Source organism: Halomonas sp. H33-56, from assembly GCF_040147035.1.
GTDB lineage: Bacteria > Pseudomonadota > Gammaproteobacteria > Pseudomonadales > Halomonadaceae > Halomonas > Halomonas litopenaei.
In genome coordinates this window covers 1855513-1882206 of the sequence record NZ_JAMSHP010000001.1, presented here as the reverse complement: position 1 = coordinate 1882206, position 26694 = coordinate 1855513, and the positions used below count along the sequence as shown (strand labels likewise).

The window sequence follows — 26694 nt, the reverse complement described above, 5'->3', positions numbered from 1 at the left end:
CATGTCAGACATGTCCCAACTACGGATCGACGACCGGGGGGTTGCCTGGTTGACACTGACCCGCCCCGAGGTGCACAACGCCTTCGACGACGCCCTGATCGGCGAGCTCAACGCCCACCTGGATCAGGTACGCCAGGCCGCCGACAGCGGCAAGGTACGAGTGCTGGTGCTGGGTTCAGAGGGCAAGAGCTTCTCCGCCGGCGCCGACCTCAACTGGATGAAGCGCATGGTCGACTACAGCGTCGACGACAACCTGGCCGACTCGCGTGAGCTGTCTCGCCTGATGCACGGCCTCGACAGCCTGCCCTGCGTGACGGTGTGCCGGGTCCAGGGTGCGGCCTTCGGTGGCGCGGTAGGCCTGGCCGCCTGCTGCGACATCGTGATCGCCTCCGACAGAGCCAAGTTCTGCCTGTCCGAGGTGCGCATCGGCCTGTCGCCGGCGGTCATCAGCCCCTACGTGCAGCGCGCCATCGGCAGCCGTCAGATGCGCCGCTACGCGCTCAGCGCCGAAGTCATGGACGCCGACACCGCCCAGCGACTGGACCTGGTCCACCGGGTGGTCGCCGCAGAGGAACTCGACGCCGCCATCGACGCGATGCTCGACACCCTGCTGGCCACCTCGCCCCAGGCCAGCCGGGCCACCAAGGGCCTGCTGGCGGAAGTCGCCAGGGACACCGACAGCGACGCCACCCGCGAGCGCACCTGTCAGGTCATCAGTGAACTGCGCACCAGCGCCGAAGGCCAGGAGGGACTGGCGAGTTTCCTCGAGAAGCGCCGTCCGGCCTGGGCCGACACCGCCTCTTCCACCAGCCCCCCTTCATCCGCCAGCCCCCCCTCATCCACCAACAAAAAAGGGAGCGCCTCATGAGCTCGAATCCGTCAGACCGCCAGCCGCGCTTCGACACTCTGCTGGTGGCCAATCGTGGCGAGATCGCCTGTCGTGTCATGGCCACCGCCCGGGCCATGGGCCTGAAGACGGTGGCGGTGTACTCCGACGCCGATGAAGGCGCGCGCCACGTGCGCGAAGCCGATGAGGCGATCCGCATCGGTCCGGCGCCGGCCCGGGAAAGCTATCTCGATGTCGACAAGGTCATCGCGGCGGCCCGCCGCAGCGGCGCCGGCGCTATCCATCCCGGCTACGGTTTCCTGTCGGAAAACGAGGCCTTCGTCAGCGCCTGCGAAGACGCCGGTATCGTCTTCGTCGGCCCGCCCGCCTCCAGCATCAAGGCCATGGGCGACAAGTCCGCCGCCAAGGCCCGCATGATGGACGCCGGGGTCCCGCTGGTGCCGGGCTACCACGGGGATGATCAGGACGACGACCTGCTCAAGCGCGAGGCCGACGCCATCGGCTATCCGGTGCTGCTCAAGGCCAGCGCCGGTGGCGGCGGCAAGGGCATGCGCGTGGTCGAGAACGCCGACGAGTTCCAGGCGGCCCTGGACGGCTGCCGACGGGAGTCCCGCGCGGCCTTCAACGACGACCGCATGTTGATCGAGAAGTACCTGACCCAGCCTCGCCACGTCGAGGTCCAGGTGTTCTGCGACAGCCACGGCGGCGGCGTCTACCTGTTCGAGCGCGACTGCAGCGTGCAGCGTCGTCACCAGAAGGTGCTCGAGGAAGCCCCTGCACCGGGCATGACCCTGGAACTGCGCCAGGCCATGGGCGAGGCGGCGGTGCGCGCGGCCCAGGAGATCGGTTACGTCGGCGCCGGCACGGTGGAGTTTCTGCTCGACGCCTCACCGGGGCAGGACGGCTCCTTCTATTTCATGGAGATGAACACCCGCCTGCAGGTGGAACACCCTGTCACCGAGATGATCACCGGGCAGGACCTGGTCGAGTGGCAGCTGCGCGTGGCCATGGGCGAGCGCCTGCCGCTGAGCCAGGATGAGCTGACCATCAATGGCCACAGCTTCGAGGCGCGGCTTTACGCCGAGGACGCCGACCAGGACTTCCTGCCCGCCACCGGCCTGCTCAGCCACTTTTCGCTGGACCTCGAGGGCGCCTCGCTGGACCCGGCCAGGGTGCGCCTGGACAGCGGGGTCGAAAGCGGTGACATGGTGTCGATGCACTACGACCCCATGCTGGCCAAGCTGATCACCCACGGCCCCGACCGCGCCTCGGCGCTGGCGACCCTGAACCGCGCCCTGGCGGCGCTGGACGTGCGTGGTGTGGTCACCAACCGCGGCTTCCTGCAGCGCCTGGCCACCCACCCGGACTTCCAGGCGGCCAACCTCGATACCCGCTTTATCGAGCGCCACGAGGACAGCCTGTTCGCCTCCCGCGGCCTCGACCAGGACAGCCTGGCCAGCGCCGCTCTGGTGGCGCTGCATCAGCTGTCTCGGGAGTGCGAGAGCGACTCGCCCTGGGACCGCCACGACGGCTTTCGCCTGAACGGCCCGCGCCAGATTCGTATCGCCCTGTGCGACCCGCGCGAGGCGCTGGACGCCGAGCCTGCCAGCCTGGCGCTGGTCGAGGGACGTCATGGGGCCAGCGACGACGCCTGGCAGCTCAGCATCAGCGGGGCCAATCGCGACGAGGTTCAGCAGGTATCGGCGAGCCTCACCGATCTGCCCGGCGACGCCGTGGCGATCACCCTGGACGGCCACCGCCGCCGCCTGCAGGCGCGCCTGGTGGGCGAAGGCAAGGAGCGCAACGAGATCGTGCTGTCGAGCCCCGAGGGCGAGGTCCGCCTCTACTGGCGGCGTATCGACGCCATCGACCACGGCCAGCACGAGGTCGAGTCGACTCTGACCGCGCCCATGCACGGTACCGTGGTGGCGCTGCTGGTTGCGCCCGGTGCTGCCGTTGCCAAGGGTGACGCCCTGATGGTGATGGAAGCGATGAAGATGGAGCACACCCTCACCGCCCCGGCCGACGGCGCCGTGGCCAGCTTCCACTTCGCCGCCGGCGACACCGTCGGCCAGGGCGACGTGCTGCTGGAGTTCGACGCCGGCGCGTCGTCAACAGAGGCGCAGTCAGAGACACAGCCCGAAACCGAGCAAAAGGAGTCCCGCTGATGGCCCTTCCCGCCAGCGTTCGCATCGTCGAAGTCGGGCCTCGCGACGGCCTGCAGAACGAGCCGGACCCGATCACCACGGCGACCAAGCTCGAACTGGTCGAACGCCTGGCCAAGGCCGGCCACCGCCATATCGAGGCGGCCAGCTTCGTGTCGCCCAAATGGGTGCCACAGATGGCCGACCACCGCGAGGTGATGACCGCCCTGATGCGAGAGGGCAAAGGCCAGCCAGGGGTGCGCTATTCGGCGCTGACTCCCAACCTCAAGGGACTGGAGGCGGCCATCGAGTGCGGCGTCGATGAGGTGGCGGTGTTCGGCGCGGCCTCGGAGTCGTTCTCGCAAAAGAACATCAACTGCTCCATCGCCGAGTCGCTCGAGCGCTTCGCCCCGGTGGTGGAACGCGCCCGCGATCAGGGGATCCAGGTGCGCGGCTATGTTTCCTGCGTGCTCGGCTGCCCCTACGAAGGCGAGATCGCGCCAGAACAGGTGGCGGCGGTCGCCCGGGCGCTGGACGAGATGGGCTGCTACGAGGTGTCACTGGGCGACACCATCGGCACCGGTACCCCAATCAAGGCCCGGCGCATGCTCGAGGCGGTGGCCCGTGACGTTCCGGTCGAGCGTCTGGCCGCCCACTTCCACGACACCTATGGCCAGGCGCTGGCCAATCTGGCCGCGGTGCTCGAGGACGGCGTCCAGGTGATCGACAGCTCGGTGGCTGGCCTCGGGGGCTGCCCCTACGCCAAGGGCGCCAGCGGCAATGTCGCCACCGAGGACGTGGTCTACCTGCTTGAAGGCCTGGGCATCGAAACCACGGTGGACCTCGAGCGCATCGCCGCCGTGGGCGACTGGATCACCCGCGCCATCGGGCGTCCCAATCGCTCCAAGGCCGGTGTGGCGGTGGTTGCCAAGGGCTGACCAATGCCGAGGGGGAAGGAGGAAAGCGAGAAACAGGGCCTGAGCGATTCTTCCCTCCCTTCCCTCTCTCTTCCGCTTCCTTTCCATCCCGCGACATACATCGCATCGTGCTATTCTCAGTGTCAGTCCATGAGAGGAACAGGACATGAGCGCACAGGGCCAACGCATTCTCGAGCAGATTCAGCAGCAGCTGCAGCAATCTACCGAGGCGGCAGAGACGGCAGGCTGGGATGACGTGGATATCACTGCCTCGGGTACCGTGGTGGTGCGCAGGTACGCCAGCAAGGACGCCGCCGAGCTCGAGCGCCAACGCATCGACCAGAGCTTCCCCCTGGCTTCCCACGATACCCAGTAGCAGCGTAGCCGCCCACCATGATCGGGCTGCTCATCTTTCCCGTGCTGGTGTGTGGCTATATCTACCTCACCGAAAGCCCTGCCGAACGCATCCGTATCAGCCTCTACCATGGCTGGTCGCTCTACATTCGTGCCGCGCAGTTCGGCATTCTTATTGTCGCGGTGGTCGCCTTGCTGTTCGCCAGCTGATGGCAACCGGACTTTATCTGCAACGCCTCCTCCTCCCGCCACCATGGCATCGCTTCCGATTGCTTCATTCGTCACGAACAGAACAAGCAGGGCAAACACTTCCCCGCCCTCGGTAGTACGAAGGCTCCTTCAATGCCTGCGTGGCGCGGGCCCCTGAGTCTCCGGGCAACTGTGCCGATCGGGTCGCAAGCGTTTACAGGGTTGGTTGTGAATGCAGCGGGCGCCGCCTAGCGTTAGATGGCATCGCTTGCCGACTTTGCGCGCCTGACTTGTCGTGCCTGACGTTTCGCGCTCGACGTTGCGTAGCCAGCCTGGTTGGCAAAGTATTGGCTGCACCGATTCGACCACAGGGAAGCCCTCATGACCCCCGTTCTCGTCTTCTGCCTGATCGCGGCGCTCGGTATCGGCGCCCAGTGGCTGGCCTGGCGCTGGAAGGTGCCGGCCATCGTTCTGCTGCTGCTGAGCGGCGTACTCATCGGCCCGGTAACCGGTGTGCTCGACCCACGCTCGGTATTCGGCGAGTTGCTCGAACCGCTGATCGCGGTCGCCGTGGCGATGATCCTGTTCGAGGGCGGCCTGACGCTGAACCTGACACGGCTGAAGGGCGCCGAGCTTGCGGTGAAGCGCCTGGTGTTCTTCGGCGGCCCGCTGGTCTGGCTGCTGGCGACCCTGTCGGGTCACTACATCGGTGGGCTGACCTGGGCATCGGCCTCGGTGCTTGGCGGCATCCTGATCGTCACCGGCCCCACCGTCATCATTCCCCTGCTGCGCCAGGCCAGCCTCAAGCGACGTCCGGGGGAAATCCTGCGTTGGGAAGCGATCCTCAATGACCCGGTGGGCGCCCTGGCGGCGGTGCTGGCCTTCGAACTCGCCATCGTCCTCAACTCCTCTCACTCGCTGTCGATGACACTCGGCCATATGGCGCTGGGCATCGCGGTGGCGAGCGCGGTGGGACTGGCCACCGCCTGGGGGCTGATCCGCGCGATCAAGGGCGGCCATATCCCCGAGTTTCTCAAGGTGCCGGTGATCATCTTCTTCGTCATGGCCACCTACGCCCTGCCCAATGCCCTGCTGCATGAAAGCGGCCTGCTGGCGGTCACCGTGATGGGCGTGGTGATCGGCAATTCGTCGCTGTCGTCGCTGGACGAGATTCGCCGCTTCAAGGAGAACATCACCGTACTGCTGGTCTCCGGGGTATTCATCCTGCTGGCCGCTCAGGTGGACCTGGGCACCCTGGCCACCCTGACGACCCGCGAAATCCTGTTCGTCGCAGTGGTACTGCTGCTGGTCCGCCCGCTGGCGGTCTTCATATCGTTGATCAAGGTCGACCTGCCCTTCGGCGAAAAGCTGATGGTCGGCTGGATCGGTCCACGCGGGGTGGTCGCGGTGGCCATCGCCGGTCTGTTCGGCGCGCGCCTGGTCGACATCGGCATCGAGGACGCCGCCCTGCTGTCGCCATTGGCCTTTGCCATCGTCGCGGTCACGGTGCTGCTTCACGGCTTCTCGCTGCAGCCCCTGGCCCGTCGCTTCAATCTTCAGTCCACCGATACCAAGGGGCTGTTGATCATCGGCGCCAACCCCTTCACGGTCGCCCTGGCCGAGGCCATCCAGTCCACCGGGCGCCCGGTGCTGATCGCCGATCGCAACTACAACCATCTGCGCCAGGTCAGAGGCCGCGACATTCCCACCTACTACGGCGAGGTACTCACCGAGGAGGCCGAACTGACACTCGAGTTCAGCCGTTTCGACAGCATGGTGGCGCTGACCGACAACGACGACTACAACGCCCTGCTGTGCATGCACTATGCTCCCGAATTCGGCCACCATCAGGTGTACCGCTTCGCCCCAGGGGGCGGTGCCGGTGGCGATCATCTCGAGCAGACCCTGGGCGGGCGCTTCTTCGCCAAGGAACTCGACTTCGAACAGGCCACCAACTACATCCGCGAGGGCTGGTGCGTCCGTCTGACGCGCCTCAGCGAGAGCTATTCGTTCGAGGACTATCGACGCGACAACCCCGACGCCCGGGTGATCTCGACCTACAACGAGGATGGCGAAGTACGCGTCATGCACAAGGATGAAAGCTTCGATGCCGGTGACGGCGAGACCCTGCTCGCCCTGGTGCCCGACGACACCCATCAGGACAAGGCAGAGCGCCACGCCAGACGCCAGGAGCAACAATCAGCGGCTGGGGCTGGGGCAGAATCAGGCTCGACGGATGTCAGCGTTGACGACGGGGCCCATGACGATGACGACGGCGACTCCCGCGACAACACGACTCCCGGACGCGAGCCGCCCGAGCAGGGCTGATCCGGCGAGGTATCGTGGCGGGTGCGGAACTTGTGTAGCCTGGGAAGGCCTAACGCCAGGCGAGCCTTTTCCACGGCTCCCTTCATATGACAAGGAGATGTTTCATGAACGCCAGCTGGATCCCTGTTGCCGCCTTCACTGCGCTGTTCACCGCCCTGGCCGGCTGTGCCGGCGGCAGTGGCCATGATGACAGCGCCGACGCCGCAGCCTCGCCCTCCGCCGACTACATCTGCCAGGATGGCAGCCAGTTCACCATCGTCTTCGACAGTCAGGACAGCGCCGAGGTACAGATGCACGGCGACAGCTTCCCGCTCGAACGCCAGCCCGCCGCCTCTGGCATGCACTACGCCTCGGAAAACGGCCAGCACGTCTTCCGTGGCAAGGGCAACGAGGCCACCTGGACCATCGGCCGGCGCATGCCGGTGCAGTGCGAAGTCAGCAGCTGACGCCCGCGCTATTCCCGGACGCTCTCCGCAGTCAACCGACAAACGCATTTCCGCCGCCTGCTTTCCGCAAGGAAAGTCGGCGGCATTCGCCAGACATTTCTCCAGCGGCACAACGACCAAGCCGCAGCAGGAGGCAAGATGGCACGCTACTTCAACGACCCCACCCTACCCAGCCCCGAGTTTCCGGGCTCCCATCTGGTCATGGACGAACACTACGTCCATCTGTCGGGGCTGACCGCCGCCGATATCCAGGGCAGTGACGCCATTCTCGGTGACGCCGCCGAAGAAACTCGCTGGATCCTCAGGCGTCTGTCTCACCTGCTCGAGCAGGCGGATTGCACCCTGGCCGACACCGTGCGTGTTCAGGTACACCTCACCGACCTGTCGCTGCAACAGGCGGTGGATGATGTCTACTCCGAGTGGTTCGAGGCTGCGCGCTATCCGGCGCGTACCTGCACCGTGTCGCCACAGCTGCATGGCGGCGCCGCGGTGGAGATCACCCTGACCGCCCGGCGGCCCGAGGGGGCATCGCCAGATGAGCCCAGCGAGGGCTGAGTCTTGTCGACCAAGCCTGACGCCCCAACCGCGTTAGACTGAAAGGTTCAGGCCAGGATCATCACCACGCAGGCCGCGGTGAGCGCCCCCATCACCCCATTGAACACCCGCCAGGATCGGTCGCTCTTCAACAGGCGGCCGATGGCGGTGCCAAACCCTGCCCACAGAGCGATGCAGGGCAGCCCCACCAGTTCCGCCACGCCCGCCAGCAACAGGGCGTTGACCCAGAGGTTGCCGCCGTCCGGCAGGAACCCCGCCATCAACGCGATACCCATGACCCACGCCTTGGGGTTGGCAAACTGGAACGCCGCCGCCTGCACGAAGGACAGCGGGCGGGCATCGCCTACCCGCAGGTCCGGCGGCGGGGCCGTCGCGATCTTCCACGCCAGGTACAAGAGGTACAGGCTGCCGACCAGCTTGAGTCCGCCCTGCACCACCGGATAGCGCTCGAACACCACCCCGAGCCCGAGCGCGATCGAGGCGAACAGCACAAAACAGCCGCCCAGGATGCCGAACAGGTGTGGCAGGGTACGCAGGAAGCCGTAGTTGGCGCCGGAGGCGGTCAGCATCACGTTGTTGGGACCCGGCGTGATGGTCATGGACACCATGAACAGCGCTGCCGGAAGCAGAAAGGCGAGCTGACTAGCGGTCTCTTCCATGATTGTACCCCTACAATTTTTGCATTATGGTGTGAAACAAGGTGAATTGACCCCGGTTTTTAAAGCATACTCAGGCAACAATTGCCGTCAAAGAGTTTATTGTCACCATGACAATCTGGGCTCCCTCCCTCGAATTCGACTCCCGCTCGGCCCGCTATCGTCAGATCGCCTCGGCCATCGGCGATGCCATCGACCAGGGCCAGCTCGCCGCCGGCGATCGACTGCCCCCGCAACGGGCCCTGGCCGACGCGCTGGGCGTCACCGTGGGCACCATCACCCGCGCCTACAGCGAAGCCCAGCAACGGGGCTGGGTATCGTCCCGGGTCGGCAGTGGCACCTACGTCAATGACGCCGCCGCCGGCAACAGCCCCTTCGATGTACACGTCGCAGCCGACTCCGATGGCGTGGTCGACATGAGCCTGAGCTTTGCTCCGCCGCACCCCTGGCGTCACCAGTGTCTGCAACAGGCCCTGGCGGAGGTGACCGAGGACCCGGCCTGTCTTGCCATGGTCGCCGCCTACCAGCCCGACATCGGCACCCGGCAGCACAGAGAGGCGCTGTCATGCTGGCTTGAGGATCTCGGCTTTCCCCTGCACGAGGTGCTGGCGATTACCCAGGGCGGCCAGCACGGCATCGACCTGTGCCTGAGAGCCCTGACCCGCCCCGGCGACAGCGTGGCCGCCGATGCCCTCACCTATCCAGGGTTCAACGCCGCTACCCGCCACGCTCACCTCAAGCCGATGGCGGTGCCCCTGGACGACGACGGCATGGACATCGATGCACTGACACGCCTGTGCCAACGCCAGGTGCCCCGCCTGGTCTACCTGACCCCGGACCAGAACAACCCCACCAGCGCGGTGCTTTCGCCGCAGCGCAGGGAACAGCTCGCCGCCCTGGCGCGCCGACATGACTTCTGGCTGATCGAGGACGCCGTCCAGTACCTGCCGCGGGAGGATCGCGGTGTGTCTCTGCTGGAACTGGCGCCGGAACGCACGCTGCAGGTATTCAGTACCTCCAAGGTGCTTTCCGGTGGCCTCAGGGTCGGCACGCTGCAGATGCCGGCCACCCTGCGCGAGCGCATCGGCAGCCTGTTGCGGGCGCAGTCATGGATGTGTCCGCCGCTGATGACCGAGGTGGCGCGGCGCTGGATCGCCTCGCCCCGCTACCCCGAACTGCTGGCCTGGCAGACCGCAGAGCTGGCCGCTCGGCAGCGTCTGGCACGGGCAAGCTTCAAGGCCCTGACGCCCCGCCATCTCACCCACGGCGCCAACTTCTGGCTACCGCTGCCCGAGGGCCGCCGGGCCAGCGAGGTACAGGCCCTGCTGAAGAGCGAAGGCGTGCTGGTGGCAACGCCTGAACCCTTCTGTACCGGCAGCGAGCCGGCGCCCCAGGCCATTCGCCTTTGCGTGGGCGCCCCCGACAGCCGCGAGTCCCTGCAACAGGCCCTCGCCACCGTGCGACGTGTGCTGGAACAGGGGGACACCAGCCCCTGGGCAACACTGTAACGACGGTTTGACACCTGCCTGAATTCGCTGACGTTGTGAACCGAGTCCAGACGTCCATCGAGCCATCCCTGCACTAGCCGACCCAGTCGCTGCCCCCGATCATGTCAGCGGCGAAATCTGTATAGAAGATCGGGCACAGTCTGTGACACACATCGTCACTCCCCCCTGGCGATTCTTGCCTGCCGTTCGACGATAGCTGCCTTGACGCCGCGCCATTGCCCTGCTGTTAATGTATATACATTAAAGTTTTCCCATCATGTTCGGCCACGTCTCGGGAGCTCGCCACCATGCATCGACTCGTCATCACCCCAGGCCAACTCACCCTCCAGGACATGCGCCGGCTCCTTACGTCACCGACAGTGGTGTCTCTGGAGCCCTCGGCATACACCGCCATCGACGCCTCGGTGGCGACGGTGGCTGGCGTCATCGACGAGGGACGCACCGCCTACGGGGTCAACACCGGCTTCGGCCTGCTGGCCCAGACCCGCATCGAGCGCGAACGCCTGGAGGACCTGCAGCGTTCGCTGGTGCTGTCCCACGCCACCGGCGTCGGTGAACGCCTGGACGACGGGCTGGTAAGGCTGATCATGACGCTGAAGGTGGCAAGCCTGGCACGCGGCTACTCCGGCATTCGCGGCGAAGTCCTGGACGCCCTGATCACCCTGATCAACACCGAGGTCTGGCCGGTCATCCCCGCCAAGGGCTCGGTAGGTGCCTCGGGCGACCTGGCGCCACTGGCCCATATGAGTCTGGTGCTGCTGGGCGAAGGCCAGGCACGCCACCGTGGCGAGACCCTCTCGGGACGGGACGCCCTGAACGTGGCTGGCCTGTCGCCCCTGACCCTGGCACCCAAGGAGGGATTGGCGCTGCTCAATGGCACCCAGGTCTCCACCGCGCTGGCGCTGCGCGGTCTGTTCGAGGCCGAAGATCTGTTTGCCAGCGCCACCGTGTGCGGCGCCCTGAGCGTCGAGGCGAGCCTGGCCTCACGGGTTCCCTTCGACGCCCGCATCCACGAACTGCGCGGCCAACCCGGGCAGATCGACGTTGCCAGGGCCTATCGTCACCTGCTCGAGGACACCAGCGAGGTGGGGGCCTCCCACGCCGACTGTGACCGCGTACAGGACCCCTACTCGCTGCGCTGCCAGCCTCAGGTCATGGGCGCGGTGCTCGACCAGATCCGCCACGCGGCCAGGGTGCTCGAGATCGAGGCCAACGCTGTCACCGACAACCCGCTGGTCTTCGCCGACAACGGCGACATCCTCTCGGGCGGCAACTTCCACGCCGAGCCGGTTGCCCTTGTGGCCGACAATCTGGCGCTGGCGCTGGCGGAGATCGGGGCCCTGTCGGAGCGACGCATCTCGCTGATGATGGACACCCACATGTCCCGGCTTCCCCCCTTCCTGGTCGAAAACGGCGGCGTGAATTCCGGTTTCATGATTGCCCAGGTGTCAGCCGCCGCGCTGGCCAGCGAGAACAAGGCTCTGGCCCACCCTCACAGCGTGGACAGCCTGCCTACCTCGGCCAATCAGGAGGACCATGTGTCCATGGCGCCGGCGGCGGGACGGCGACTCAAGGAGATGGCGGCCAATGTTCGCGGCGTGCTGGCCATCGAATGGCTGGCAAGTTGCCAGGGCCTCGACATGCGCGAGGGGCTCGCCTCGACACCTTTGCTGGAGCAGGCCCGTCAGCGACTGCGTCGCCGGGTGACCCACTATGACCACGATCGTTACTTCGCACCGGACATCGAGGCCGCCACACGTCTGCTGGACGAAGGCGCATTGTGTGACCTCGTTCTCGACGATCTTCTGCCCAGCCGCGCGCCCTGACTCGACAGGCTTCGCTGGTTCGGACTAAACCGAAAGGATCAATGAACTCAGCCCCAGGTGCCACAACCCCGCCACCAGCGAGAGTCAGCCGATGAATCATGACAAGATGGCCGCCAGACCACACGTCGAGCAACAGAGGCCGCTCCCCCACGCCTTCGTCATCCTCTTCTTTCTCGCCCTGCTGGCGGCCATCGTCACCTGGTTCGTCCCCAGCGGAAGCTTCGAACGCATCACCAACGCCGACGGGCGCTCGGTCATCGTCGCCGGCACCTACCAGGCCATCGACTCCCCGGGCATCGGTCCCTTCGAGTTCTTCAACGCCTTCTTCGAAGGGATGAAGAGCGGCTCGTCGATCATCTTCTTTCTGGTCATCGTCGGCGGTACCTTCGGGGTCCTTAGGCGCTCCCGCGCCATCGAAGGGCTGGTCCACTTCCTGCTGGTGAAGCTCAAGGGCCGCGAGATCCTGATCATCCCGCTGATGATGACCTTCTTCGCCCTGTGTTCCGGTACCTACGGCATGATCGAGGGCAGCATCGTCTACATCTTCATCCTGCTGCCGCTGGCGCGACGTATCGGCTACGACGCCGTGGTCGCCGCCGCCATCCCGCTGATCGGCACCGCCATCGGCTACACCGGCTCCTTTCTCAATCCCTTCAACGTCGGCGTCGCCCAGAGCATCGCCGAATTGCCGCTGTTTTCCGGCATGGGCTACCGCTTCGTCTGCTGGCTTGCGTTCGTCGCCCTGAGCATCGGCTACGTGATGTTCTACGCTCGTCGCGTGCAGGCACGGCCAGAGCGCAGTGTGGTCTACGGCCTGGCCCCGCCCGATGAAGAAGGACCGGGCGATCACGTCGACCTGACCCCTCGCCACCTGCTGATCCTCGGCGCCTTCGCCCTGGCTCTGGTGGCGATCATCGCCGGAGTCAGTGCCTTCGGCTGGTACCTCAAGGAGATGGCCGGCGTCTTCCTGCTGCTGGGTATCGTCACCGGACTGCTCGCCGGTATGCGAGCCAACACCATCGCCGGAGCCTTTTCCACCGGCTGCAAGGACATGATGGACGGCGCCCTGGCGGTGGGCCTGGCCTTCACCATCGTGGTCATCGTGCAACACAGCGAGATCATCGACACCATCATCCATTCGCTTTCCACGCTGATCGGCGACACCTCGGCGTCGGCCGCAGCACTGGGCATGTTCGCCATGCAAAGCGCGATGAACTTCATCGTCACCTCGGGCAGCGGCCAGGCGGCGCTGACCATGCCCATCATGACGCCCATCGCGGACCTTGCCGAGGTACACCGCCAGGTCGCGGTGCTGGCCTTCCAGTTTGGCGACGGCATCTCCAATGCCTTTACTCCTACCGCCGGCTGGTTGATGGCGGGACTCACCATCGCCGGCATTCCCTGGAGCCGCTGGATGCGTTTCATGCTGCCGCTGATCGCCCTGCTCTATGCCCTCGGCGCTGTGCTCATCCTGCTGGCGACCCTGGTGGTCTGGCCCCTCGCCTGACGGTCTGCACTCACGGAGCCTCGTCTTGACCAGCAACACGCTACCCTTGAGCCTTGCGATGATTGAACGCCTGGTGGCTTTCGACACCACCAGTCATCGCTCCAACCTTGAACTGATCAACGACGTCGCCGGCTGGCTCGAGGCGCGTGGGGCGGCGGTGACCCTGCTCTACAACGACAGCGGCGACAAGGCCAATCTGATCGCCGAATTCGGCCCCCACGACGCCCCGGCCCTGCTGGTTTCCGGCCACACCGACGTGGTGCCGGCAAGCCCCGCAGACTGGCGCGTCACCGCCCCGTTCACGCCGAAACGCCACGCTGAACGCCTCTACGGTCGCGGTACGGCGGACATGAAGGGATTCATCGGCGTGGCCCTGACGAAACTGGCCGCCTGGCAGGCAGAGCACTCGCGTCACTCGGTGTTGCTGGCGCTGTCCTTCGACGAAGAGGTCGGGTGCCTGGGTGCCCCGCTGATGCTGCCGTTTCTCGAGGCCCACAAGGAACGCCTGCGGGGCATCATCGTCGGCGAGCCCACCGCGATGCGCATCGCCAACGCCCACAAGGGCCACGTCGGCATGCGCGCCACCATCGAGGGTGTGGGAGGCCACTCGGGCTACCCGGGGCGAGGCGTCAACGCCATCGACGTCGGCGCGGGCGTGGTTGCGCAGATCCGCCAGCTGGCACGGGAAAAGCGCCTGATGTCGCTCACCGATCAGCGCTTCGATCCCCCCTACTCCACGGTCCACGTCGGGCTGATCGAGGGTGGCAGCGCGCTGAATCAGATCCCCGAGCACTGCCGCATCGACTTCGAGATGCGCCCGCTGCCCGGGCAGCCCGCCATGGAAATCCTCGAGCGCCTGCGCAAGGACTTTCCCTGCGGCCTGGATCGCGACCTGATCGGCCTCGGCCGTCGCGCCAGACTGACCCTGGAATGCCGCGGCCAGTACCCACCGCTGGACGAACGCCGCCAAGGCTACCTGTCATGGATCGCCGAACTGGCCGAATGCAGCGTCGAGCCGTTGGCGCTCGGCTTCGGCTGCGAGGCCGGGCTGTTCGCCCAGCTGGGCGTCCCTACCGTGATCTGCGGCCCCGGCAGCATCCATCAGGCCCATCAGCCAGACGAGTTCATCGCCTTCGATCAGATCACGAAGTGCGAAGGCTTCTTCGACCGGCTGTTGTCACAGCTGTCCTTTCCTCTTCCTGACTTCCACCGCCTGGAGGCCCCATGAACCTGCGCATCCATCCCGACACCATGGTCAGCGACGAAGACGTCGCCGCCTTCCAGCGCGACGGCGCCATCTGTCTACGCGGCATCTTCTGCCCCCAGGAGCTCAAGCGACTGGCGGAGGGCATCGAGGACAACCTGCGCGATCCCAGCCCACGGGCCAAGGTCGCCAGTCGACCCGATGACCCAGGCTGGTTCTTCGAGGACTTCTGCAACTGGCAGACCAACGAAGCGTATCGAGGTTTCATCTTCGACTCGCCGCTGGGGCTTATCGGGCAACGCCTGATGGGCTCGCGTCAGGTACGCCTCTACCACGACCATCTACTGGTCAAGGAACCGGGCACCCGCCAGCGTACCCCCTGGCACCAGGACCAGCCCTACTACAACGTGGAAGGCAGTCAGAACGTCAGCATGTGGCTACCGGTGGATCCGGTATCCCGGCCGGCCACCCTGGAGTTTGTGGCCGGGTCCCACAAGGGGCCCTGGCTGATGCCGCGGACCTTCATGGACCACCAGGCCAGCTGGTTCCCCGAGGGCAGTCTGGCCGAGCTGCCTGACATCGAGGCCCAGCGTGAGCGCTACACCATCCTTGGCTGGGCGCTGGAACCCGGCGACGCCGTATTCTTCAACATGCTGACCCTGCACGCCTCGGGCGGCGTCAGCGGCCCTCATCGCCGTCGCGCTTTCTCGGTGCGCCTGCTGGGTGACGACATGGTCCACGCACCGCGGGCCTGGACCACCTCGCCGCCCTTTCCCGGCCTCGCCGACGAACTGCCCGCGGGCAGCCCCATGGAGCACCCGCTGTTTCCGCTGCTGGCAGGATGATCTTTCCCGCCGGCCAGTTTGGCGGGACATAGGGGCAAGACGCCCTCGCCTACCAGCGCGGGAGACGTTCGGTCGCGCCGCAGGACGTCACTCCACCGGGAAGGCGAACGCCAGCGCGATCCGGTTCCAGGCGCTGATCGAGACCACCAGCGCCGTCACGTTGACCTGCTCTTCGGGGGTGAATTCCGCGGCCAGGCGGGTGTAGTCGCCGCCGCCGATCTCCTGGCCGCTGACCAGGGTCAGCGCCTCGGTCCAGGCCAGCGCTGCCTGTTCACGGCGACTGAAGAGCTGGGTCTCTCGCCACGCCGACAGAACATCCAGACGCGACTGCTGCTCACCGTCCTCGCGTGCTTCCTGGCTGTGCATGCGCAGACAGAAGGCGCAACCGTTCAGCTGGGAGGCGCGCAGCTTGATCAGGTGCACCAGCTCAGACTCGATGCCCGCCTCGGCCACGGCACGCTCGAGTTCCACCAGGGACTTGGCCAGCATCGGCTGGTGGCGAAAGACGTCGGCCCGGGTCAGACGTTGATCTTTCATTCGGGACTCCTCACAGGACGGGAAAGGAGGTAGTCTTTGCGCGTTTAAATTCCTTACCGCTGGCCGCCTGATGGCGCCTGTCTGCCCCGAGCGATGGCCCTGCTGCACAGGGGCTTTCCTGCGCAGGGGCCTTGCCGTGCCATGGCCTCCAGCGTCAACGCCGACAATGAGACCGTCCTAGATGTGGTTCCAGAGCACCCTTCGCCTCGCTGCCCGCCCCCGGGGCTTTCACCTGATCACCGATGAGGTCGTTCAGGCACTGCCGGACCTGCCGAGCATGCGCATCGGCCTGCTCCACGTCTTCATCCAGCACACCTCGGCATCGCTGACCATCAACGAAGACGCCGATCCCACGGTACGTGGCGACTTCGAGCGTCACTTCAATGTGATGGTGCCGGAGGACGCACCCTACTACCGCCACACCCAGGAAGGCAGCGACGACATGCCGGCCCACCTCAAGGCCAGCCTGCTGGGGCCCTCACTCAGCATTCCCGTCACCGAAGGGCGCCTGGCGATGGGCACCTGGCAGGGTATCTATCTGTGCGAGCACCGCGACCACGGCGGGCCTCGCCAGCTTGTGCTGACCTTGAACGGCGAGCGCACCCGCTGGCGCCCGGAACAGGCGATGCCCGACCCCTACCGCCGTCGCGACTAAGTCACCCTGCTGTCGCCATCAGCGGGTACCGCGTGCGCAGCAACGGCTGCGAACCCTGCACGGCTGTCGCCGGTCATCCTCGCTGCTGCTTCTGCTCCTTCCTTGCCTTCTCGGCTTGCCTGGCCCGGTTCAGGACTTCGCCAGGCGTCGGTAATCCGGTTGTTCGTTGCAGCGCCACAGGTACCAGGACGCCACCGAGCGCCAGGGCCTGCAGGGTTCGCACAGCTCGCGGGTCTCCCTTGGCGTCGGCATGCGTTCCCAGCCGAACAGGTAGCGCGCGCCGTCGCGGATGCCCAAGTCATCCACCGGCAGGATATCGGGACGTCCAAGGGTGTTGATCAGCATCATCTCGACGGTCCAGCGGCCGATACCCTTGATGGCGGTGAAACGCTTGATCAGCTCCTCGTCCTCCATCTCGGCGGCCTGTTCACGGCTAGGGATTCGACCGTCCAGTGCCGCCTCGGCGAGGCCCTGGAGGGTCGCCTGCTTGCGTGCCGAGAAGCCACAGGCTCGGAGCTCCTCCGAGGGGAGCTCGGACAGTTGCCGGGGACTGGGGAAATCCTGCCCCGGGAACAGCGCCGTCAGACGGCCGACAATCGCCGCCGCCGCCTTGCCATGGAGCTGCTGATAGGCCACCGCCCTGGACAACGACTCGTAGGGGCTGCGATGGAGGGCGGTGGTCAGGCCGCAGTCGCCCACCCGATCGATCAGCCCCGCCCAACCGTCATCCAACTGGCGCAGATGGGCCTGGGCAGGACCCAGGTGTACGGCGATATCGTGTACTTGCATAGAGGTTCCTTGTCGTCAGGGCGCTCGCTTGAACCGAGCGACACACGCCTTTGGTTTCAGACCTTTGTCGTAGACAAGCCAGGCGCCTGTCAATCCTCGCCCACGCGCTTCAAAAAAAGCGACATCCGGGATGTACCCGCACCGCGACCCGCGTATACTTTGTTGCACTGCGAAACGCCGATATAGCCGACTCGCGTCTCACGCGTCGAAGGCCTGGACGCCTGGCTTCAGCGCCTCCGAGCATGACGCCGCAGATGCTGACCGCCGGGACATCCGTATCCAGCGTACAGGCGCTATTCGCAAGCCCAATTTGCAAGACCTGTTCGCAAGCCCTATCCGCTCCCCCTGGTCCAACCGGCCAGGGCGTAGCACACCACGCTCAGGACCGAACTCCCGCGATGGACACGTCACAATCGCCTCCCCCGTCACACCAGCGCCTGACCTCCTCAGGCGATGCGACGGGCCGAGCCGATGTGCCTGCTGCTGCCCCCCTTTTACGGCCTCGAGCCAGCGCTCGAGCCGACACGACTCACCCATCCTACCTAGAGGCCTCCCTCCATGTCGGTGTACGACACCCTTTGCCTGCTCGCCGCGATGGCGATGGTGATCTCCCTGATCAACGGCAAGATCGGAAAATTTCAGACCACCATCGCGATCACTGCTGGCGCTCTGATACTGTCGCTGGCCATCGTCATCGCCGGTCACGCGGGCTGGTTCGCCCTCGACGAAACCGCTAAAACCGCCATCAATCAGTTGAATTTCGAGGATTTCCTGCTGAAGGGCATCCTCGGATTTCTGCTGTTTGCCGGTGCGCTGGGGATCAAGCTCCCCCACCTGCGTGACCAGAAGTGGGAAATCGCCATCCTTGCCATGGGCAGCACCCTGTTCTCGACCTTCTTCATCGGCTACAGCCTGTGGCTGCTGGTGGGCTGGCTGGGTATCGACTTCGATCTGATCTACTGCCTGCTGTTCGGCGCCCTGATCTCTCCCACCGATCCCATCGCGGTGCTCGCCATCGTCAAGAAGATGAACGCGCCCCGGCGCATCTCGACCCAGATCGAGGGCGAGTCGCTGTTCAACGACGGCTTCGGTCTGGTGCTCTTCGTCACCCTGTTCGCCGTCGCCTTCGGCGGCACCACCCCCACGGTGACCAGCGTCGGCCACCTGTTTCTGCAGGAAGCGCTCGGCGGCATCGTCTACGGCTTCGTGCTCGGCCAGCTGTTTCACCAGTTGATCCGTCACACCGACGACCACTCCATGGAATTGATGCTGACGCTGCTGGTGCCCACCACCGGCTACGTGTTCGCCGAGTTTCTCGAGGTCTCCGGGCCCCTGGCCATGGTGGTGGCCGGCATCATCATCGGCAACCGTACCCGTCGCAAGGGCTTCTCCGAGGAGTCCCGGCAGCATCTTGACCACTTCTGGGAGCTGGTCGACGAATTCCTCAATGGCGTGCTGTTCCTGCTGATCGGCATGACCATGCTGTCGTTCAGCTTCCACCCAGAGGACTGGGTGCTGATGATCGCCGCCGTGCCGCTGGTGCTGCTGTCGCGCTATCTGAGCGTGCGCCTGGCCTACCTGGGCTTCCGGCGCTTTCGTCGCTACAACCCCTACTCGGTGCGCATCCTGACCTGGGGCGGACTGCGTGGTGGCCTGGCGCTGGCCATGGCGATGTCGATTCCGTCGGGGATCACCGTGATTCCCGAAAAGAACATCGACGTGCGCGAGATCATCCTGGTAATGACCTACTCGGTGGTGGTGTTCTCGATCCTGATCCAGGGATCCAGCATCACCCCCTTGATCAAGCGCGCCAAGGTCTGGGAAACCGAGCAATTCAGGCGCAACAAGCGCAGCTGATCCGGCGTGCGGCGACAGCCGAGCTATCCCCTCCCTTGAAGAAAACACGGCCCCGGACAGTTCAAGTGTCCGGGGCCGTCTCGTCTCGACCACCACGGCAGCGCCAGCACCTGGACTTGCCGCGCCTGCGGGAACGTCGCGACCGGCTGGTGATCACGCGGCCTTACGTCGGTTGCGTCACCAGGGCAAGATTGCGCGGGGTCAGCGCGCGCGGGCAGAACTGGCTCAGACTGACCTCGAACCCGGCCTCCTCGAGCCACAGGGCCCGGTCCAGCACTAGCCACACCTCCAGCGGCCGGCGAAACAGATGGCGCACCAGCTCGAGTCGATTGACCCGCTGCAGACACGCTTCGCCACGACGTCGATAGGCGTCCCAGTCGATCCCGTCGGGCACTGTCAGTCCCTTCTCCCGGGCGGCCCAACGACAGAAGTCCTCGAAGCGCTCCGGCATCCTGCCGTAGGCCAGACTCGGCACCGCCAGATAGTCGTCGACTCCGCGCAGCCGGCGCTGAAGAGCATCGAAACCCAGTCGCCAGGCGTTCGCCTGTTCACGCTTGCGTCGCTCTCCCAGGCTGGCGGTCACGGTCTCCTGCACCGACAGCGCCAACGCCTCTCGATCCAGCGACAGACCATGGCGCTCTGCCTGTTGCTGCGCCTGACGCGACAGGGGGCGATAGATCTTGTCACGGGTACGTTGGTAGCAGCAGGGAGCCAGACTGATCGCCACCTTCTGTTCACGTGCCAGCTCCAGCAGGCGCACGTGAAGATCGCCACAGGCATGCAGCGCCACCACCCGATCGGCGTCACCGAGGTGTCGGCTCACGTTGGGCGCCATCACGTCCTGCTCGACCAGCGTCACCTCCAGTCCCTGCCGCTCGGCCAGCGCCTGGCCGCTTTCGCACAGCGCCGGCTGCCACTCCAGCGCGCAAATGGAGCCGTCGTGGCGGCGCGCCAGCAGACGCGAAAGATGTCCCTTGCCAGCACACCACTCGACAAGCCGCTGCCCCTGGCCGACCGCCACCTGGGGTGCAAAGGCCAGCATCTGCTGCCACTTGCGACCTCCCACGTGGGCCGCCCACGCCTCGGGCGCCTGGATCGGCGGCGCTCCATCGGGAACCCTGACCAGGCGCGCCAGTTCATCCACCGGTAGCCAGGCGGCCAGCGGCGAGGCATCGAAAGGCCTCTGCTGCAAGCGCTGGCACCGAGCGTCGTCCAGCGCCTGCAGGCAGGCGGCGATATCGCCGGCGGGCGCCCGCTCGGGCCAGGGAGTCCCGGCATGGGTAAAGGGCGCCGGCGACCAGAGCCAGTGCCAGTCGGCGAGCAATCGGGTCAAGGCCTCGAGGCGCTCGGCGTGAAGCGAGGGAGTGTTCATGCGGTCGCGAAGATCATGGTAGCTAAAGGTGGGTGTTGGGCGATGGACAGTGGACGGCGTGCGTCATGGTACCAGCAGGCCGCAGGCGGGACATCGATCAAGCGATGGGCAGGCCACACTGGATCGTCGGCGCCGGGGCGGCTAGCCTGAACCTTTTCGGCTCTCGCTTCGGTCTGGTTTCGGCTTCGTTCCGGTCCGAAGCTGCGCTGGTTCCGCTCTTGGTTCACTCTTGGTTCTCTCTTGATTCACGCTGGATTCACGCTGGCCCCGCTCATGCCCCTTCTGCGATTTCGACCGTCACATCTCTGCTCTCTCCCGCGCCGATGGGCGACGCCGAGGCTGGCTACTCTGACGATGCTGCTGGTGCTCGGCCTCGATGCCCAGGCATCCTGCACCAGCACTGCAACAGGCGCTGGCCTGGCGCCAGGCGACTGGGTCACGCCCGGCGACACTCGCGTCCATACGGCGCCGGCGATGGGCTGGCCGATGCTCGCCCGCCAGCAGGTGGTCCTGCTGGGTGAACAGCACGATCGTCCCGACCATCATCGTTTCCAGCTGGCGAGCCTGGCCGCCCTGCACGCCCATCAGCCGAATCTGGCCATTGGCCTTGAGATGCTGCCGAGGGAAAGCCAACCGGCACTGGACGCCTGGATCGCCGGTGACATCGATGAGGCCGCCCTGCTCGAGCAGAGCCAGTGGTACCGCTACTGGGGCTTCGACCCCGAGCTGTACCTGCCGGTGCTGCGCTTTGCCCGGGACCAGGCGCTGCCACTGAAGGCACTGAACGTCACCCCTGAGCTGCGCCAACGGCTGGTCGAGGATGGCGTCTCCACACTGCCGCCGGCACAACGCTACGGCATACCCGAACCCGTAGCGGCCATGCCGTCCTACCGTGAACGGCTCGAGGCGAGTCTCGAGGAACACGCCCAGGAACTTGGTGCCGAGGGCTTTGGCCAGGGCTTCGACGACGACATGATAGACGGCTTCGTCTACGCCCAGCAGGTGTGGGACATGGCCATGGCTCAGGGGCTCGCCGAGCTGGTCGAAGATGGCCACCTGGCGGTGGGCCTGGTGGGAATGGGTCACGCCAGCCACGGCGAGGGAATCGAGGCACAGCTCAAGAGCCTGGGTATCGCCGATGTCGCGAGCCTCTTGCCGCTGTCTGCCGACGACGCCTGCGAGGCCGAAGCGGGACTTGCCGACGCCGTCTTTGTGGTACGCGAAGACAAGCAGAGCGAGGGGCCGCGACTCGGGGTAGGTGTCGAATCAAGCGAGGACCGACCGGGCCTGGTGGTGACCGAGGTGGTCCCGAACAGCCCCGCCGAGGCTGCGGGGCTGCGCGTCGGCGACCGCATCCTGAGCTTTGCCGGGCGTGGCATCGCGCATCCCTACCAGCTCAAGGCACTGGTGCCTCGCGTACTGCCAGGCACCCAGGCCAGCATCACGGTGACGCGCGACCACCAGCGCCAGACGCTGACGGTGAGTTTCCCGATCGTGGAACCCGCTCTGGACGTCGAGCGAGGTGAAGGGACTCGACAGCACCAGCGACCCGCACTGCAACAAGAGCAGCAACAAGAGCAGCAACAAGAGCAGCAACAAGAGCAGGAGCAGGTGCCTCAAGAATAGCGCTCCGGCGTTCAACGCCGCCGGTCGGTATCCAGCTCATCCAGACGGCGGGTTAATTCCTCTAGCTGGTGCGGGGCGAAGACCTCGATGCCGGCATCGCGCAACAGCGCGGCGGTCACGCCTTCACCGGCGATCCTGCTGCCACTGAAGCGGCCATCGTACACCTGGGTGCTGCCACAGGACGGACTGGCGTCGGTCAACAGCGCCAACCGGCAATGGTAGCGCCTGGCGGTCGCGAGCGCTCGCCTGGCGCCCGCCACAAAGGCCTCGGTGGGATCACCGCCGTCGATGTCGACGATCCTGAGCTCGCCTGCCAGCACCTGAGCGCCGCTGCCTCCTGCGATCTCCGCCGCGGGCCGCGGTGTGGGCAGGCCTCCCGCCACCTCGGGGCACACCGGCACCAGCCGTCCCTGGTCACGCCATTGGGCCAAACGCTCGTCGCCGAGCCACTTGTGCCCGGCGTCATATCGCACCGGATCCCCGAGCAGGCAGGCGCTGACCAGAAGTGGGGTCAGTTCTGCTGCGGCGGATGATGATTTCGGGTCCATCGTATCTACTCGTTCTACACAAGAGAGGGCGCAAGGGCGGCGACGACAGTCCCATGGTGCACCGGACCTGGACACAAACCAAGCCCGGTGCCGCCTCGGCGGCACCCGTGGTAAGCTCGCGTCTCGCAACATCAGCCAACCTTCAGTGAAGTTCAGGAGTCATCCCATGGTCCAGGCCACCGCCCGCCACATCCTTGTCGACGGCGAAGAAAAGTGCCAAACCCTCAAGACCGAGATCGAGAACGGTCGTGATTTTGCCGAGGTTGCCCGCGAGCACTCCTCCTGCCCGTCCGGCCGCCAGGGCGGCGACCTGGGCAGCTTCGGCCCCGGCCAGATGGTGCGTGAGTTCGACGAGGTCGTCTTCTCCGCCGACCTCAACAAGGTCCAGGGCCCGGTGAAGACCCAATTTGGTTATCATCTGCTGGAAGTCACCAGCCGCGGCTAGGCTTGCCAGCAAGGCGCCTACGCTTGGCGACCTTTCGACCGAGCCTCAGACCCGCCTGGGTAGCAACGACAACGCCGCGAGAGATCGCGGCGTTGTCGTGTCGGCGTGTCGAATAATCCGCAGGGCACGATCCGAGCGGGGCTATCAGAGCGGGGCTATCAGAGCGATACCGTCAGAGCGATGCCGTCAGAGCGATACCGTCAGAGCGATACCGTCAGAGCGATACCGTCAGAGCGATACCGTCGGAGCGGGGCTATCAGAGCGACACTGACAGGGTCATTCCACCCGGGTCAGGGGTTCGCCACGGGTGTGGATCATCACCACGATCAGTTCCGCCGGTGTGTCGTCGCTGGCATTGACCAGCTGTACGTGGCGCACGCCCTCGGGTTCTCGCCATTCGTCTCCGGGGCCAAAGCGTTCTTCTTCCCCGCCTTCAAGCTGCGAGATCACCTCACCGGTGGCCACCTTGACGTAGGCCGGCCCTGCGTGACGGTGAGGCGGCAGGCTGGCCCCCGGGTCCAGGGTGACCAGCACCATGGTCGAGATCAGGTTCGAGTCATCGGACACCCACTTCTGCTGCATGATGTTCTGGGACACGCTCGGCGTCACCTGCTCGCCCGCCTGCGCCGACGCCCGGGGCGAGACCGCGACCATCAGCGCCAGGCCGAGTCCCAGCAGCACCAGCGAACGCCAGGGTGACTGCGCCAGCGCCACTGCCCTGCTCGCCATTGGCTGACTTGCCAATGCACTGCTTGCCAATGCACTGCTTGCCATAGCACCGCTTGCCATAGCACCGCTTGCGATTGCTCTGCTTGCCATTGCTTCAGCCACATTTTTTTTATACGTCAGGGGGGACACTCGAGCCATGGATCGATCCTCTTGCCGAAGACGCCGTCGAATTGGGAATCCTTGAGTAGCGCGGCTGCGGCCTTCCTTACACCAGTCTGTCCAACGCACATCGTCGAACACCGTGTTCCACGCGTGACTGCCGGTTTTTGCACAGTCTCTTGGGAGAATTCACCCGCCTGGTCCGCTGGGCTGGGTTAGCCTAGGCAAAAAAACAAGAACCAATGAACCGCGACGCTATCTGTTACCCGATGATGAGGACACCCCTATGCCGATCACCGACACTCCCGACCGTTACGGCAGCATCAGCCGTTTCTTCCATTGGGCCATCACCGCGCTGGTGGTGTGGCAGCTCGTTACCGCCAGCGCCAGGTTCCTGTTCGAGGACTCCTGGCTGGATGAACTGCTGTGGGGCAGCCACAAGCCCGTGGGATTGACGATTCTGGTACTGATGCTGCTACGCGTGAGCTGGGCGCTGATCAACCAGCGGCGTCGCCCGGCACGGGTCAACCTGGCGTCGCACCTTGGCCATGTCGCGCTCTATGGCCTGCTGATTCTCATCCCCTCCATCGCGCTCCTTCGCCAGTACGGCTCCGGCCGCGCCTTCTCGCCTTTCGGCATCGAACTGATGGCCGGCTTCGAAGGAGACGAGATCGCCTGGATGGAGGCCCCCGCCAACCTGCTCCATGGCTGGCTGGGCTGGGCCCTGTTCGCCCTCGCTCTCGGCCATGTGGTAATGGCAGTGCTCCATCGCGTCAGCCGCCACAGTCCCGATGTGCTGCCGCGGATGACCAACGTCACCCCACGCGACTGAGACGCGCCGGGACGGCGCCCGACTGTGTGCAGATCAGAGCGGTCGCGCTAGGATGGGCGGGGTCAATCGATAAGGACGTCTCCATGCCTCGCCCGCATCTCTCAGCATCTCTATCCGCCCGGGTCGCACCCGGGCGGCCTGTACCTGCCGCCGAAGGGGCCCAGACATGAGCGCCCCGATCATCGACGTCAAGGGACTGACCAAGGTCTACAACGGCGGTTTCGAGGCGCTCAAGGGCATCGATCTTGAGATTCGTCGCGGCGAGATCTTCGCCCTGCTCGGACCCAACGGCGCCGGCAAGACCACCCTCATCAGCGTCATCTGCGGCCTGGTCAATCCGTCCTCCGGGCGTGTGCTGGTCGATGGCCATGACATCCTCGACGACTTCCGCGCCGCCCGCTCGCGCATCGGGCTGGTGCCCCAGGAGTTGACCAGCGAGGCCTTCTCCACCGTCTGGGATACCGTCTCCTTCAGCCGCGGCCTGTTCGGCAAGCCCAAGGACCCGGCGCATATCGAGAAGGTACTGCGCCAGCTGAGCCTGTGGGAGAAACGCAAGAATCGCCTGATCACCCTGTCCGGCGGCATGAAACGACGAGTACTGATCGCCAAGGCGCTGGCCCACGAGCCCCAGGTGCTGTTTCTCGACGAACCCACCGCCGGGGTCGACGTCGAACTGAGGCGCGACATGTGGGAGGTGGTACGTGGACTCAGGCAGAGCGGCGTCACCATCATCCTCACCACCCACTACATCGAAGAAGCCGAGGAAATGGCCGAGCGCATCGGCGTGATTCGCGCAGGCGAACTGGTGCTGGTCGAAGACAAGCAGACACTGATGGCGAGCCTGGGGCGCAAGGAGCTGACCCTGCACCTGCGCGAACCGCTCTCCCAGTTGCCCGAGGCGCTCGCCCACCGCAGCCTGACCCTGGCCGATGACGGCCACGCCCTGGTCTATCGCTACGATGGTGCTGACGACGGCGAAGGCGCCATCGCCGACCTGCTGGGCGAGGTCGACGCCGCCGGCATCACCTTCAAGGACCTGCACACCCGTCAGAGCTCGCTGGAAGAGATCTTCGTCAATCTGGTCAAGGAACGGACATGAACCTCACCTCGGTCAAGACGCTGTATCGGGCCGAAATGGCCCGCAGCCTGCGCACCATCCTGCAGAGCGTGGTCTCTCCGGTGCTGTCGACCTCGCTGTACTTCGTGGTGTTCGGCTCGGCCATCGGGTCACGCATCAGTGAGGTCGAGGGCATTCCCTACGGGGCCTTTATCGTGCCTGGCTTGATCATGCTGATGCTGCTGACCCAGAGCGTCTCCAACGCCTCTTTCGGGATCTTCTTTCCACGCTTCTCCGGCTCCGTCTACGAAATCCTGTCGGCGCCGATCTCGCCGCTGGAGATCGTGCTGGGCTTTGTCGGCGCCGCCGCCACCAAGTCGATCGTCCTGGGGCTTATCGTGCTGGGTACCGCCAGCCTGTTTGTGCCCTTTACCATCGAGCATCCACTGATGATGCTGCTGTTTCTGGTTCTCACCGCCCTGACCTTCAGCCTGCTCGGCTTCATCATCGGTATCTGGGCCGACGGCTTCGAGAAGCTCCAGCTGGTGCCCCTGCTGGTGATCACCCCACTGACCTTCCTCGGCGGCACCTTCTACTCCATCGACATGCTGCCACCGCTATGGCAGACGGTGACCCTGTTCAATCCGGTGGTCTATCTGGTGTCGGGCTTTCGCTACAGCTTCTACGGGCTCGGTGACGTCAGCGTGTGGATCAGCCTGGGCATGATCCTGTTGTTCATGGCCGTGGCCCTGGTGGTGATCCACGCCATCTTCAGAAGCGGCTATCGACTCAAGCCCTGAATCCAGGGACCCTTTCGACCCA

General features: G+C 65.5%; 26 protein-coding genes. 20 read left to right on the top strand and 6 right to left on the bottom strand.

The window, feature by feature from the left end; translation table 11 throughout:
- The first annotated feature begins 1 nt into the window (after window position 1).
- From NFH98_RS08220 to NFH98_RS08185, 8 genes are all read left to right on the top strand, one after another.
- Window positions 2-868 (top strand): enoyl-CoA hydratase-related protein, encoded by an 867-nt coding sequence (locus NFH98_RS08220; protein ID WP_222517016.1) that lies wholly within the window; start codon window positions 2-4, stop codon window positions 866-868.
- Complete coding sequence (locus NFH98_RS08215) at window positions 865-3015, top strand: acetyl/propionyl/methylcrotonyl-CoA carboxylase subunit alpha (protein ID WP_222517015.1); 2151 nt, start codon at window positions 865-867, stop codon at window positions 3013-3015. Before NFH98_RS08220 ends, NFH98_RS08215 begins: the two co-directional genes overlap by 4 nt.
- Window positions 3015-3929: a hydroxymethylglutaryl-CoA lyase gene (locus tag NFH98_RS08210; RefSeq protein ID WP_286984928.1), complete on the top strand. Its 915-nt coding sequence runs from the start codon at window positions 3015-3017 to the stop codon at window positions 3927-3929. The genes NFH98_RS08215 and NFH98_RS08210 overlap by 1 nt, the downstream gene beginning before the upstream one ends.
- A gap of 145 nt (window positions 3930-4074) precedes the next feature.
- The gene (locus tag NFH98_RS08205; protein ID WP_349622490.1) at window positions 4075-4284 is read left to right on the top strand and encodes a hypothetical protein; all 210 of its coding nucleotides are present in this window, start codon (window positions 4075-4077) and stop codon (window positions 4282-4284) included.
- A 17-nt stretch (window positions 4285-4301) separates the two neighbouring features.
- Window positions 4302-4472, top strand: a complete 171-nt coding sequence (locus tag NFH98_RS08200; protein WP_157033145.1) for a hypothetical protein — start codon at window positions 4302-4304, stop codon at window positions 4470-4472.
- Window positions 4473-4832: 360 nt separating this feature from the next.
- Window positions 4833-6779, top strand: a complete 1947-nt coding sequence (locus NFH98_RS08195; RefSeq protein WP_349622489.1) for a cation:proton antiporter — start codon at window positions 4833-4835, stop codon at window positions 6777-6779.
- A gap of 104 nt (window positions 6780-6883) precedes the next feature.
- Window positions 6884-7225, top strand: a complete 342-nt coding sequence (locus tag NFH98_RS08190) for an MliC family protein (RefSeq protein WP_108447738.1) — start codon at window positions 6884-6886, stop codon at window positions 7223-7225.
- Between the two features lie 138 nt (window positions 7226-7363).
- Window positions 7364-7780 carry a RidA family protein gene (locus NFH98_RS08185; RefSeq protein ID WP_045995003.1) on the top strand — a complete coding sequence of 139 codons (417 nt, stop codon included), beginning with the start codon at window positions 7364-7366 and terminating at the stop codon, window positions 7778-7780.
- Window positions 7781-7827: 47 nt separating this feature from the next.
- Here the strand turns inward: NFH98_RS08185 and NFH98_RS08180 are convergent, their stop codons facing one another.
- A complete protein-coding gene (locus NFH98_RS08180) occupies window positions 7828-8439 on the bottom strand; it encodes a LysE family translocator (protein ID WP_349622488.1) in 612 nt (203 codons plus the stop codon).
- A 107-nt stretch (window positions 8440-8546) separates the two neighbouring features.
- On the opposite strand from NFH98_RS08180, the gene NFH98_RS08175 reads away from it, so the two are divergent.
- The 5 genes from NFH98_RS08175 (at window position 8547) to NFH98_RS08155 (ending at window position 15326) form a co-directional block, all read left to right on the top strand.
- A complete protein-coding gene (locus tag NFH98_RS08175; protein WP_349622487.1) occupies window positions 8547-9944 on the top strand; it encodes an aminotransferase-like domain-containing protein in 1398 nt (465 codons plus the stop codon).
- A 287-nt stretch (window positions 9945-10231) separates the two neighbouring features.
- Complete coding sequence (gene hutH, locus NFH98_RS08170; RefSeq protein ID WP_222517010.1) at window positions 10232-11770, top strand: histidine ammonia-lyase; 1539 nt, start codon at window positions 10232-10234, stop codon at window positions 11768-11770.
- Between the two features lie 91 nt (window positions 11771-11861).
- Window positions 11862-13277: a YfcC family protein gene (locus NFH98_RS08165; RefSeq protein WP_052704477.1), complete on the top strand. Its 1416-nt coding sequence runs from the start codon at window positions 11862-11864 to the stop codon at window positions 13275-13277.
- 25 nt (window positions 13278-13302) lie between these two features.
- Window positions 13303-14505: an acetylornithine deacetylase gene (gene argE / locus NFH98_RS08160; RefSeq protein WP_162816360.1), complete on the top strand. Its 1203-nt coding sequence runs from the start codon at window positions 13303-13305 to the stop codon at window positions 14503-14505.
- Complete coding sequence (locus tag NFH98_RS08155) at window positions 14502-15326, top strand: phytanoyl-CoA dioxygenase family protein (RefSeq protein ID WP_349622486.1); 825 nt, start codon at window positions 14502-14504, stop codon at window positions 15324-15326. Before argE ends, NFH98_RS08155 begins: the two co-directional genes overlap by 4 nt.
- A gap of 87 nt (window positions 15327-15413) precedes the next feature.
- Here the strand turns inward: NFH98_RS08155 and NFH98_RS08150 are convergent, their stop codons facing one another.
- Entirely contained in the window at window positions 15414-15863 is a 450-nt protein-coding gene (locus NFH98_RS08150) for a carboxymuconolactone decarboxylase family protein (protein WP_349622485.1), read from the bottom strand.
- A 181-nt stretch (window positions 15864-16044) separates the two neighbouring features.
- On the opposite strand from NFH98_RS08150, the gene NFH98_RS08145 reads away from it, so the two are divergent.
- The gene (locus NFH98_RS08145) at window positions 16045-16518 is read left to right on the top strand and encodes a secondary thiamine-phosphate synthase enzyme YjbQ (protein ID WP_213231798.1); all 474 of its coding nucleotides are present in this window, start codon (window positions 16045-16047) and stop codon (window positions 16516-16518) included.
- Window positions 16519-16647: 129 nt separating this feature from the next.
- Here the strand turns inward: NFH98_RS08145 and NFH98_RS08140 are convergent, their stop codons facing one another.
- The gene (locus NFH98_RS08140; protein ID WP_349622484.1) at window positions 16648-17307 is read right to left on the bottom strand and encodes a DNA-3-methyladenine glycosylase family protein; all 660 of its coding nucleotides are present in this window, start codon (window positions 17305-17307) and stop codon (window positions 16648-16650) included.
- Between the two features lie 558 nt (window positions 17308-17865).
- Here NFH98_RS08140 and NFH98_RS08135 point away from each other — a divergent pair.
- The gene (locus NFH98_RS08135; protein WP_349622483.1) at window positions 17866-19164 is read left to right on the top strand and encodes a cation:proton antiporter; all 1299 of its coding nucleotides are present in this window, start codon (window positions 17866-17868) and stop codon (window positions 19162-19164) included.
- A gap of 163 nt (window positions 19165-19327) precedes the next feature.
- On the opposite strand, the gene NFH98_RS08130 is transcribed toward NFH98_RS08135, so the two are convergent.
- Window positions 19328-20536 carry a methyltransferase gene (locus NFH98_RS08130; protein ID WP_349622482.1) on the bottom strand — a complete coding sequence of 403 codons (1209 nt, stop codon included), beginning with the start codon at window positions 20534-20536 and terminating at the stop codon, window positions 19328-19330.
- A gap of 354 nt (window positions 20537-20890) precedes the next feature.
- Between NFH98_RS08130 and NFH98_RS08125 the strand changes: the two genes are divergently transcribed.
- Window positions 20891-22162: a ChaN family lipoprotein gene (locus tag NFH98_RS08125; RefSeq protein ID WP_349622481.1), complete on the top strand. Its 1272-nt coding sequence runs from the start codon at window positions 20891-20893 to the stop codon at window positions 22160-22162.
- An 11-nt stretch (window positions 22163-22173) separates the two neighbouring features.
- Here NFH98_RS08125 and NFH98_RS08120 read toward each other — a convergent pair whose 3' ends face one another.
- A complete protein-coding gene (locus NFH98_RS08120) occupies window positions 22174-22710 on the bottom strand; it encodes a 2-thiouracil desulfurase family protein (protein ID WP_348815852.1) in 537 nt (178 codons plus the stop codon).
- Between the two features lie 166 nt (window positions 22711-22876).
- Between NFH98_RS08120 and NFH98_RS08115 the strand changes: the two genes are divergently transcribed.
- Complete coding sequence (locus tag NFH98_RS08115; protein ID WP_349622480.1) at window positions 22877-23155, top strand: peptidylprolyl isomerase; 279 nt, start codon at window positions 22877-22879, stop codon at window positions 23153-23155.
- 276 nt (window positions 23156-23431) lie between these two features.
- On the opposite strand, the gene NFH98_RS08110 is transcribed toward NFH98_RS08115, so the two are convergent.
- Window positions 23432-23884 (bottom strand): cupin domain-containing protein, encoded by a 453-nt coding sequence (locus NFH98_RS08110; RefSeq protein ID WP_261392186.1) that lies wholly within the window; start codon window positions 23882-23884, stop codon window positions 23432-23434.
- Window positions 23885-24269: 385 nt separating this feature from the next.
- Here NFH98_RS08110 and NFH98_RS08105 point away from each other — a divergent pair, with 385 nt between their 5' ends.
- The 3 genes from NFH98_RS08105 (at window position 24270) to NFH98_RS08095 (ending at window position 26672) form a co-directional block, all read left to right on the top strand.
- Window positions 24270-24815 (top strand): cytochrome b, encoded by a 546-nt coding sequence (locus NFH98_RS08105; RefSeq protein ID WP_349622479.1) that lies wholly within the window; start codon window positions 24270-24272, stop codon window positions 24813-24815.
- Between the two features lie 166 nt (window positions 24816-24981).
- Entirely contained in the window at window positions 24982-25914 is a 933-nt protein-coding gene (locus NFH98_RS08100) for an ABC transporter ATP-binding protein (RefSeq protein WP_108132730.1), read from the top strand.
- Entirely contained in the window at window positions 25911-26672 is a 762-nt protein-coding gene (locus tag NFH98_RS08095) for an ABC transporter permease (RefSeq protein ID WP_108132729.1), read from the top strand. Before NFH98_RS08100 ends, NFH98_RS08095 begins: the two co-directional genes overlap by 4 nt.
- Window positions 26673-26694 lie beyond the last annotated feature (22 nt).